The 10,160-nt window shown below is 50.9% G+C and carries 9 protein-coding genes and 2 tRNA genes; 5 read left to right on the top strand and 6 right to left on the bottom strand.

Annotation, left to right across the window (positions count from 1 at the left end; genetic code table 11):
• The first annotated feature begins 101 nt into the window (after window positions 1–101).
• Window positions 102–545 carry an Lrp/AsnC family transcriptional regulator gene (locus tag ACOTXI_RS16190; protein WP_008502998.1) on the top strand — a complete coding sequence of 148 codons (444 nt, stop codon included), beginning with the start codon at window positions 102–104 and terminating at the stop codon, window positions 543–545.
• Window positions 546–622: 77 nt separating this feature from the next.
• Here the strand turns inward: ACOTXI_RS16190 and ACOTXI_RS16185 are convergent.
• The 4 genes from ACOTXI_RS16185 to ACOTXI_RS16170 all read right to left on the bottom strand — a co-directional run bounded on the left by ACOTXI_RS16185 (window position 623) and on the right by ACOTXI_RS16170 (window position 2,332).
• Window positions 623–707: transfer RNA gene (locus ACOTXI_RS16185), tRNA-Tyr, on the bottom strand.
• A 35-nt stretch (window positions 708–742) separates the two neighbouring features.
• A tRNA-Tyr gene (locus ACOTXI_RS16180) sits at window positions 743–827 on the bottom strand.
• Window positions 828–984: 157 nt separating this feature from the next.
• Window positions 985–1,827: a formyltetrahydrofolate deformylase gene (purU, locus tag ACOTXI_RS16175; protein ID WP_021240336.1), complete on the bottom strand. Its 843-nt coding sequence runs from the start codon at window positions 1,825–1,827 to the stop codon at window positions 985–987.
• 46 nt (window positions 1,828–1,873) lie between these two features.
• Entirely contained in the window at window positions 1,874–2,332 is a 459-nt protein-coding gene (locus ACOTXI_RS16170) for a YchJ family protein (RefSeq protein ID WP_032623056.1), read from the bottom strand.
• A gap of 115 nt (window positions 2,333–2,447) precedes the next feature.
• On the opposite strand from ACOTXI_RS16170, the gene rssA reads away from it, so the two are divergent.
• The 3 genes from rssA (at window position 2,448) to galU (ending at window position 5,563) form a co-directional block, all read left to right on the top strand.
• Window positions 2,448–3,350 carry a patatin-like phospholipase RssA gene (gene rssA, locus ACOTXI_RS16165; protein WP_032623057.1) on the top strand — a complete coding sequence of 301 codons (903 nt, stop codon included), beginning with the start codon at window positions 2,448–2,450 and terminating at the stop codon, window positions 3,348–3,350.
• Window positions 3,351–3,440: 90 nt separating this feature from the next.
• Window positions 3,441–4,454: a two-component system response regulator RssB gene (rssB, locus tag ACOTXI_RS16160; RefSeq protein ID WP_421633948.1), complete on the top strand. Its 1,014-nt coding sequence runs from the start codon at window positions 3,441–3,443 to the stop codon at window positions 4,452–4,454.
• Window positions 4,455–4,654: 200 nt separating this feature from the next.
• The gene (gene galU, locus ACOTXI_RS16155) at window positions 4,655–5,563 is read left to right on the top strand and encodes a UTP--glucose-1-phosphate uridylyltransferase GalU (protein WP_008502780.1); all 909 of its coding nucleotides are present in this window, start codon (window positions 4,655–4,657) and stop codon (window positions 5,561–5,563) included.
• 201 nt (window positions 5,564–5,764) lie between these two features.
• Here galU and hns read toward each other — a convergent pair whose 3' ends face one another.
• Window positions 5,765–6,178: a histone-like nucleoid-structuring protein H-NS gene (gene hns / locus ACOTXI_RS16150; protein ID WP_008502781.1), complete on the bottom strand. Its 414-nt coding sequence runs from the start codon at window positions 6,176–6,178 to the stop codon at window positions 5,765–5,767.
• A 549-nt stretch (window positions 6,179–6,727) separates the two neighbouring features.
• Here hns and tdk point away from each other — a divergent pair.
• Complete coding sequence (gene tdk, locus ACOTXI_RS16145; RefSeq protein ID WP_008502782.1) at window positions 6,728–7,342, top strand: thymidine kinase; 615 nt, start codon at window positions 6,728–6,730, stop codon at window positions 7,340–7,342.
• A 68-nt stretch (window positions 7,343–7,410) separates the two neighbouring features.
• Here the strand turns inward: tdk and adhE are convergent, their stop codons facing one another.
• On the bottom strand, window positions 7,411–10,089 hold the full coding sequence (gene adhE, locus ACOTXI_RS16140; protein WP_008502783.1) for a bifunctional acetaldehyde-CoA/alcohol dehydrogenase: 2,679 nt from the start codon (window positions 10,087–10,089) through the stop codon (window positions 7,411–7,413).
• Window positions 10,090–10,160: the final 71 nt, after the last annotated feature.

The raw sequence follows: 10,160 nt of genomic DNA, 5'->3' as shown, positions 1-10,160 counted from the left end.
CCTCCTGATTAATGACGCTATTGTCGAAAATCGCTGTCGGGTTTTACAGGGGTGAGATAAGGTTGAAAAGGTAAATGACTTTTTAAAATTAGGTGAAAAGAATGGAATGCCTTATCGATGATATCGACCGACAAATTTTAGCCTGCCTGGTTGAGGATGCGCGCATGTCGTTGAAGGTGCTCAGCGGCCGCATCGGTCTGACGTCCCCCAGTACGGCAGAGCGCCTGAAGCGGCTGGAAGAGCGCGGTGTGATTCAGGGTTATGGTGCACGGGTGAATCTGGCGGCGCTGGGGTATACGCTGCACGCGCTGGTGCGCGTACGGCCGTTGCCAGGGCTGTTGCATAAGGTGGATAAGTATATTCAGGCGATGCCGGAGTGTATTGAGAGCGACAAAGTCACCGGGGAGGACTGCTTCGTCATCAGGCTGGTGGTGCGGTCAATCGAACAGCTTGATGCGCTGCTGGACGGCCTGGCGGAACATGCCCAGTGTAATACGTCGATTGTGAAGAGTTCGCCGGTCAGGCGTCGCTTGCCTCCGATGTAGGTTTCTGTCGCCGGGTGGCGTCTGCGCCTTACCCGGCCTACAAGGGCGGACTCGGTTTTTTTATGTTGGGGAAGTGATGGTGGTGGGGGAAGGATTCGAACCTTCGAAGTCGATGACGGCAGATTTACAGTCTGCTCCCTTTGGCCGCTCGGGAACCCCACCAGGGGTAATTCAAATTTTGAGGTCGTGCTGAGAGATGGTGGTGGGGGAAGGATTCGAACCTTCGAAGTCGATGACGGCAGATTTACAGTCTGCTCCCTTTGGCCGCTCGGGAACCCCACCACGGGGTAATACTTTTTACTGGCCTGCTTCCTGCTGGAAGCGGGGCGCATCATATCAAATGAGACGCCCCTGTAAAGCTTTCCTTTAGGGAAATGAAGTTGTTTGCCTGCTTTTTATCCGTAAAGGCGCAAAGCTAATCAATTCATTTTCCGAAAGATTAAAGAATGATGGTTCTGTTACCGTAAACGAAGACACGCTGGGCCAGCACCTGATACAGCGCGCGGCTTAACACATTCTTCTCAACGTCACGCCCTGCACGCATCATGTCCTCAGCGGTGTAAGTGTGATCCACATGAATCACGTCCTGCATGATGATGGGACCTTCGTCCAGATTGTCATTCACGTAGTGGGCTGTCGCGCCGATGATCTTCACGCCGCGCTCGTAGGCCTGGTGGTATGGACGCGCACCAATAAAGGCCGGCAGGAACGAGTGGTGGATGTTGATGATCTTGTTCGGGAAACGCGCCACGAAAGACGGCGTTAACACGCGCATGTATTTCGCCAGCACCACGTAGTCCGGGTTATGCGCTTCAATGGCCTGCGCCATCAGGTCGTCGTGCTCTTCACGCGTATGGCCTTCATGGCTAACCAGCTCGAACGGAATATCAAAGCGCTCGACCAGCGAGCGCAACGTCTCGTGGTTACCAATAACAGCCGCAATTTCGACATCCAGACCGCCGTAGTTGGCTTTCATCAGCAGGTCGCCAAGACAATGTGCTTCTTTGGTCACCAGGATCACGATGCGGCGTCGGCCCGCAGGGGTCAGCTCGCGCACGGAACCTTCCGGAAGCGCGCTGTCCAGATCGGCCAGCAGCGTGGTGTCGTTGAAAATACCTTCCAGTTCGGTACGCATGAAGAAGCGGCCGGTACGGTGGTCAACGAACTCGTTGTTCTGCACGATATTCAGTTCATGTTTGTAGCAAATGTTGGTAATTCGTGCGATCAGCCCTTTTTGATCGGGACAGATGGTGCGCAGAACTTTACGTTGTAATGATTGCATCGCCGGGAAATCCTGTTTGTATTTGCGAAGTCTGGGTTGTCAGGCATTACTGCCCGCAACACTTTTTAAATTTTTTACCTGAACCACACGGACAGGGATCGTTACGACCAAACTGTGGACGCGTTCCGTCAATATAATACCATTGCCCGCGTTCCTTTAAGAACCGGGAACGCTCGATAATGGCGCCAGGCTTAGCGTTCTCGGTAAAACGGGCAACAAAGCTGACGTAACCTTCATCTTCATGACTGCCTGGAGAGGATTCATAGACGGTGAGGCCGAGCCACTGCGTGTTCGCAAACCCGGCTTCGATGTCCTGTTTGAAATCGGCTGCGTGGCAGGATGGATGCCAGGTTTTAATCAGGTAGTCTGCGTCTTTGATCACAAAAGCAGTGTACCGTGAACGCATAAGGTGTGACGGGTCTGGTGCAACCTGATCGCCAGAAAGATATCGCTGGCAACATAGGCTATACTCCAGAGCGCTACCACAAGGGCAGAGTTGAGACACGATTCTCTTCCTGGAACAAAAAAATAAAGGCGTAAAACGCTTCGGGTAGCACTATGTTAACTGAGGCGTTGCGTTGATGCTATGTCAGGAATCCAGGGGACGTAAAACAGGACTAATGAGAAAGGTTAAAATTGGGCTGGCGCTGGGTTCAGGTGCCGCCCGGGGATGGTCACACATCGGCGTGATTAATGCCTTAAATCAGATGGGCATTACTGTCGATATTGTTGCAGGGTGCTCAATCGGATCGCTTGTCGGCTCCGCTTACGCGTGCGGAAAGCTACCGGAGCTCGAGACGTGGGTGCGCTCCTTCAGCTACTGGGACGTGCTGCGTCTGATGGACCTCTCCTGGCAGCGTGGTGGACTGCTGCGCGGCGAACGCGTCTTTAACCAGTTCCGCCAGGTTATGCCCCTCGAAGACTTCACTGATTGTCAGATGCCTTTCGGCGCCGTCGCGACGAACCTCAGTACAGGTCGCGAACTCTGGCTAACCGAAGGGGATATCCATCTTGCCGTGCGTGCCTCCTGCAGTATGCCGGGACTCATGGCGCCTGTCCCACACAACGGTTACTGGCTTGTCGATGGTGGCGTCGTTAACCCGGTTCCCATCTCTCTGACGCGTGCAATGGGTGCTGACATCGTGATTGCCGTCGACCTGCAGCACGACGCCCACCTGATGCAACAGGATCTCATGCCGGTCAATCTCCAGAGCGAAGATGCTGAGGGCGAGAAACTGGCCTGGCACGCGCGCCTGCGCGGAAGAATCGGGCGTATGACCGCACGTCGTTCGGTTGCTGCGCCGACGGCGATAGAAATCATGACCACGTCAATTCAGGTACTCGAGAATCGCCTTAAACGTAACCGTATGGCAGGCGATCCTCCGGATATTCTTATTCAGCCGTACTGTCCGCAAATCTCTACTCTTGATTTCCATCGGGCTGAGGCCGCCATCGCAGCGGGCTCGTTAGCCGTCGAAAAGAAAATGGACGAATTGTTGCCTTTTATGCAAACCGCACGTTAAGCACCTTTTTTGACTACTTCAGCAAAATCTGACAGGCGATAGTGCCGATCGCATGCCACTATTTAGTTACTGTCAGCCAGGGGAGGAACCATGACGCAGCCATTGGCCGGAAAACACATTTTGATTGTTGAAGACGAGCCCGTTTTCCGATCGCTACTGGATTCGTGGTTATCCTCGCTGGGCGCAATGACGTCACTGGCTGAAGATGGCATCGACGCCCTGGAAAAAATGATCAGCATTACGCCCGATTTGATGATTTGCGACATTGCGATGCCGCGCATGAATGGACTGAAGCTGGTTGAGCATCTGCGTAACGAAGGCAATCAGACGCCGATTCTGGTGATCTCTGCCACCGAAAACATGGCGGATATCGCAAAAGCATTACGTCTTGGGGTACAGGATATTCTGCTTAAACCGGTTAAAGATTTGAACCGGCTGCGAGAAACGGTCTTAGCGTGCCTTTATCCGAATATGTTTAATTCCCGGGTAGAGGAAGAGGAACGTCTTTTCCAGGACTGGGACGCTCTGGTGAGTAATCCGCCTGCTGCGGCGAAACTGTTGCAAGAACTCCAGCCACCCGTCCAGCAAACTATTTCCCACTGTCGCGTAAATTATCGGCAGCTGGTGGCCGCTGACCAGCTTGGACTGGTGCTGGATATTGCGCCACTGTCAGATTCCGACCTTGCGTTTTATTCTCTGGATGTCACCCGGGCGGGGGATAACGGTGTATTAGCGGCGTTGCTTCTTCGTGCGCTATTTAATGGTTTGTTGCAGGAACAGTTATCCCATCAGGGACAACGGTTGCCGGAGTTAGGCAGTTTACTCAAACAGGTAAACCAGCTTTTTCGTCAGGCCAATTTGCCTGGACAGTTTCCGCTATTGGTCGGCTATTACCACAGCGGTTTAAAAAATCTGATCCTCGTTTCAGCCGGTCTCAATGCATCACTGAATACCGGTGAACACCATATTCGGGTGAGTAACGGTGTACCGCTTGGGACGTTGGGAACGGCGTATCTTAATCAAATTAGCCACCGCTGTTCCTCGTGGCAGTGCCAAATTTGGGGCGCCGGGGGGCGGCTACGCTTAATGTTGTCCACGGAATAAGCAATTGGATCGTCATTTTAAGATTGCTTTACCTGTGTTTTGCGGGGAGTGCTACTATCGCTGCCCGGTTTCATGCGTATTTATCCTAATTGATCGGCAACGCGTTCTTTTCAGACCCGGACTGCGGGGCGAGACTGATATACTCAACGCGTTATTTATTGCATAAAAGTTCAAAACTTGAACAGCTCAGGAGAATTTGAATGGCTGCCCTAAATTCGAAAGTCAGAAAGGCCGTTATCCCGGTAGCGGGATTGGGGACCAGGATGTTACCAGCAACCAAGGCGATTCCTAAAGAGATGCTGCCACTGGTTGATAAGCCATTAATCCAGTATGTCGTGAATGAATGTATTGCAGCCGGCATCACTGAAATTGTGCTGGTTACGCATTCATCTAAAAACTCTATCGAAAACCATTTCGATACAAGCTTTGAACTTGAAGCCATGCTGGAAAAGCGCGTTAAGCGTCAGCTGTTAGAAGAAGTTCAGTCTATTTGCCCTCCACACGTCACCATTATGCAGGTTCGTCAGGGGCTGGCTAAAGGTCTGGGCCACGCTGTTATGTGCGCGCACCCTGTCGTGGGTGATGAGCCTGTAGCGGTAATTCTGCCTGACGTTATTCTGGACGAATACGAATCCGATCTTTCTCAGGATAACCTGGCTGAAATGATCAAACGTTTCGACGAAACCGGCAGCAGCCAGATTATGGTTGAGCCTGTTGAAGACGTAACGGCATACGGTGTGGTTGACTGCAAAGGCGTTAACCTTGAGCCGGGGGAGAGTGTGCCAATGGTGGGCGTCGTAGAGAAGCCTAAAGCCGACGTAGCGCCTTCAAACCTTGCTGTTGTAGGTCGCTATGTCCTGAGTGCTGAGATCTGGCCTCTGCTGGCTAAAACGCCTCCAGGAGCGGGTGATGAGATCCAGCTGACGGATGCCATCGATATGCTGATCGAGAAAGAGACCGTTGAGGCCTACCATATGAAAGGTAAGAGCCATGACTGCGGTAATAAGCTCGGTTATATGCAGGCGTTTGTTGAATATGGTATCCGCCACAATACCCTCGGCGAAGAATTTAAAACCTGGCTCAAAGAGAGCGTAGGTATTAAGAAATAAGCCACCGCTGCAAATGTTCAAACCGGTGAGGCGTTGCCCACCGGTTTTTTTATGCCCGTAACACTCCCGAAAACCTGTCTTAAAGTACAGTCGATGAAATTGCTAAATAATGCTTTATGACAGAGTGTAAGAGGATGTTTGCGACAAATTTAGGTTAAAAAAAATCCCGCAATAAGCGGGATTTTTCTGAATAAGGCTCGATTAATCCTTGATCAGGAAGTCGTCCAGCTGTTTACCTTGCTCATCCATCGCTTTCTTGATAACAGCAGGAGTACGCCCCTGGCCAGTCCAGGTTTTAGTTTCGCCGTTCTCATCAACGTAGCTATATTTAGCAGGACGGGCAGCACGCTTTGCTTTAGTACCGGTTTTAGCGGCAGCCATGCTGTTCAGCAATTCATTTGGATCGATACCATCAGCAATCAGCATTTCACGATATTGCTGCAGTTTACGAGTACGTTCTTCGATTTCAGCCGCAGCAGCGCTTTCTTCTTCGCGACGTTCATTAACTACAACTTCTAATTTTTCCAGCATTTCTTCAAGCGTTTCGAGGGTGCATTCTCTTGCCTGCGCACGAAGAGTACGGATGTTGTTCAGAATTTTAAGTGCTTCGCTCATTGTAGTAATCTCAAACTTATAATGGGGGGTGGTTTGTTGACCTAATAATAGAGCCATAAATTCAGTTGTGCAATAGCCAGGAATGTAAGGAATTCAAAAAATACTAAATATTGCCGCTATTATTAATTACGCTAACTTAAATTCCGCCACCCAGCAGTCTCGGTTGTTATCATCTGGGCATGCTAAAACAGGCCGCCTGCATCTTTTTTTTGTGACATTTCCCGCAGGAATTATAGTTGCGGCGGAGAAATATCAGCCTTTTGTATTAGTTCTCACCCCTGGTGTTAAGCCTGAAATAGTTAATAAATAGTGAATCTTAAACAACACGGATTCCACTATAAAAAGAAGTGTTATGTTTGGTTGAACTTATAACCTCGTCGTCTGGCTGAATGCGTTTACTTCATGTTTTAACGGGTTATTTTGTTAAACAGACGGTACTGAACGCCGTACTGAACTGCATCCTCTGTGCGCTGCATCGCTGATGACCAGACAAAATATGGTACAATGACTCATCGGGAATATTACACATTGATTAGGGTTTTACGGCCAATGGCACAACTTTATTTCTACTATTCGGCAATGAATGCCGGGAAATCCACCGCGCTGCTGCAATCCTCGTACAATTATCAGGAGCGAGGGATGCGTACCGTTGTTTATACGGCGGAAATTGACGATCGCTTTGGCGCGGGGAAGGTGAGCTCCAGAATAGGGCTCTCGTCGCCTGCAAGGCTGTTTAACCCGAAAACCGATCTGTTTGAAGACATTCGTGCAGAACATGCTGCGCAGCCCATTCATTGTGTCCTGGTCGATGAGAGCCAGTTTCTGACGCGTGAACAGGTCCATGCCCTGTCAGAGGTAGTCGATGAGCTTGATATCCCCGTGCTGTGTTATGGCCTGCGCACGGATTTCCGCGGCGAGCTTTTTGAAGGGAGCCAGTATTTGCTCGCCTGGTCGGATAAACTTGTCGAACTGAAAACGATCTGCTTCTGCGGTCGTAAAGCCAGTATGGTACTTCGTCTTGACCAGGCCGGAAAACCTTATGCAGATGGTGAGCAGGTGGTGATAGGCGGTAATGAACGCTATGTTTCGGTCTGCCGTAAGCATTATAAAGAAGCGCTGTCTGTGGGCTCGCTGACGGCGATTCAGCACGACAACAGAAAATAACGTCTGGCTTATTATTCACACATAAAAAAACCCGCCATAAAGGCGGGTTTTTCATCTGCTGATGTCAATTAAGCGCTTTTCTTCGCTTTCTTGTCAGCTTTGATGACAGAGGCTTCTGTTTTCACAGCGGCAACGTCACCTTCTTTGAACTCACGACCGTAGTAGGTATCCAGCAGAATCTGTTTCAGCTCGGAGATCAGTGGGTAGCGCGGGTTAGCACCAGTACACTGGTCATCGAATGCATCTTCAGACAGCTTATCTACGTGAGCAAGGAAGTCAGCTTCCTGTACGCCCGCTTCACGGATTGACTTAGGAATACCCAGTTCAGCTTTCAGGCTTTCCAGCCATGCCAGCAGTTTCTCAATCTTGGCAGCAGTACGGTCACCCGGTGCGCTCAGACCAAGGTGGTCAGCGATTTCAGCATAGCGACGACGTGCTTGTGGACGGTCGTACTGGCTGAAAGCAGTCTGCTTGGTTGGGTTGTCGTTAGCGTTATAACGGATAACGTTGCTGATCAACAGGGCGTTCGCCAGACCGTGAGGAATGTGGAACTGTGAGCCCAGTTTGTGCGCCATTGAGTGGCAAACACCCAGGAAGGCGTTGGCAAACGCGATACCGGCGATGGTTGCGGCGCTGTGGACACGTTCACGTGCTACAGGGTTTTTAGACCCTTCGTTGTAGGACGCTGGCAGGTTTTCTTTCAGCAGTTTCAGAGCCTGCAGAGCCTGACCGTCAGAGAACTCAGATGCCAGTACAGAAACGTAGGCTTCCAGGGCGTGAGTTACCGCATCCAGACCACCGAACGCACACAGAGACTTCGGCATCTCCATGACCAGGTTCGCATCAACGATAGCCATGTCTGGCGTCAGCGCATAGTCAGCCAGTGGGTATTTCTGACCGGTTGCATCGTCTGTTACTACCGCGAATGGCGTGACTTCTGAACCGGTACCGGAAGTGGTGGTGACCGCGATCATTTTCGCTTTTACGCCCATTTTCGGGAACTTGTAGATACGTTTACGGATATCCATAAAGCGCAGTGCCAGTTCTTCGAAGTGAGTTTCTGGATGCTCGTACATCACCCACATGATTTTCGCGGCGTCCATTGGGGAACCACCACCCAGTGCGATAATCACATCTGGTTTGAAGGAGTTAGCCAGTTCAGCACCTTTACGTACCACGCTCAGGGTTGGGTCAGCTTCAACTTCGAAGAACACTTCAGTTTCGACGCCAGCCGCTTTCAGCACAGAGGTGATCTGGTCAGCGTAGCCGTTGTTGAACAGGAAACGGTCAGTCACGATGAGCGCACGTTTGTGGCCATCAGTAATCACTTCATCCAGCGCGATTGGCAGAGAGCCACGGCGGAAGTAGATAGATTTCGGAAGTTTGTGCCACAACATGTTTTCAGCTCGCTTAGCAACGGTTTTCTTGTTGATCAGGTGTTTTGGACCAACGTTTTCAGAGATGGAGTTACCACCCCAGGAACCACAACCCAGAGTCAGGGAAGGTGCGAGTTTAAAGTTGTACAGGTCACCGATACCACCCTGAGAAGCAGGGGTGTTGATCAGGATACGTGCGGTTTTCATCATCTGACCGAAGTGAGCAACACGCTCTGGCTGGTTATCCTGGTCAGTGTACAGACAAGAGGTGTGACCGATACCGCCCATGGCAACCAGCTTCTCCGCTTTCTCTACCGCCTCTTCGAAATCTTTCGCACGGTACATGGCAAGCGTAGGAGACAGTTTTTCGTGTGCGAACGGCTCGCTTTCGTCAACAACTTTCACTTCACCGATCAGGATTTTGGTTGTTGCCGGAACGGTAAAGCCTGCGAGTTCAGCAATTTTGTAGGCTGGCTGACCCACGATAGCGGCGTTCAGCGCGCCATTTTTCAGGATGATGTCCTGAACCGCTTTCAGCTCTTTGCCTTGCAGCAGGTAGCCGCCGTGGCTGGCGAAACGTTCGCGAACCGCGTCATATACGGAATCCACAACTACAACAGACTGTTCAGATGCACAGATTACACCGTTATCGAAGGTTTTAGACATCAGTACAGACGCGACAGCACGTTTGATGTCAGCAGTTTCGTCGATAACAACAGGGGTGTTACCCGCGCCCACACCGATAGCCGGTTTACCGGAGCTGTATGCAGCTTTAACCATGCCTGGACCACCGGTCGCCAGAATCAGGTTAATGTCCGGGTGATGCATCAGCGCGTTGGACAGCTCAACAGAAGGTTGGTCGATCCAGCCAATCAGGTCTTTTGGTGCACCCGCAGCGATAGCGGCCTGCAGGACGATATCTGCAGCTTTGTTGGTCGCGTCTTTCGCACGTGGGTGTGGAGAGAAGATGATTGCGTTACGGGTCTTCAGGCTAATCAGTGATTTGAAGATAGCGGTAGACGTTGGGTTAGTGGTCGGAACGATACCGCAGATAATGCCGATAGGTTCAGCGATGGTGATAGTACCGAAGGTGTCGTCTTCAGACAGCACGCCACAGGTTTTCTCATCTTTATAGGCGTTGTAGATATACTCTGAAGCAAAGTGGTTTTTGATCACTTTATCTTCAACGATACCCATGCCGGATTCGGCAACGGCCATTTTAGCGAGAGGGATGCGAGCATCTGCAGCAGCCAGTGCGGCCGCGCGGAAGATTTTATCAACCTGTTCTTGGGTGAAATTGGCATATTCACGCTGGGCTTTTTTCACGCGCTCGACGAGGGCGTTCAGTTCAGCGATATTAGTAACAGCCATAATGCTCTCCTGATAATGTTTAAACTCTTTTAGTAAACCAGCGCTCGATACGTCACACAGTATAGACAGAG

The sequence above is a fragment of the Enterobacter cloacae complex sp. BZL2005 genome (genome assembly GCF_049238885.1).
In the GTDB taxonomy this organism is placed as follows: Bacteria; Pseudomonadota; Gammaproteobacteria; order Enterobacterales; family Enterobacteriaceae; genus Enterobacter; species Enterobacter roggenkampii.
Note: the sequence above shows the minus strand (reverse complement) of the source record. Positions and strands in the feature narration are given on the sequence as shown.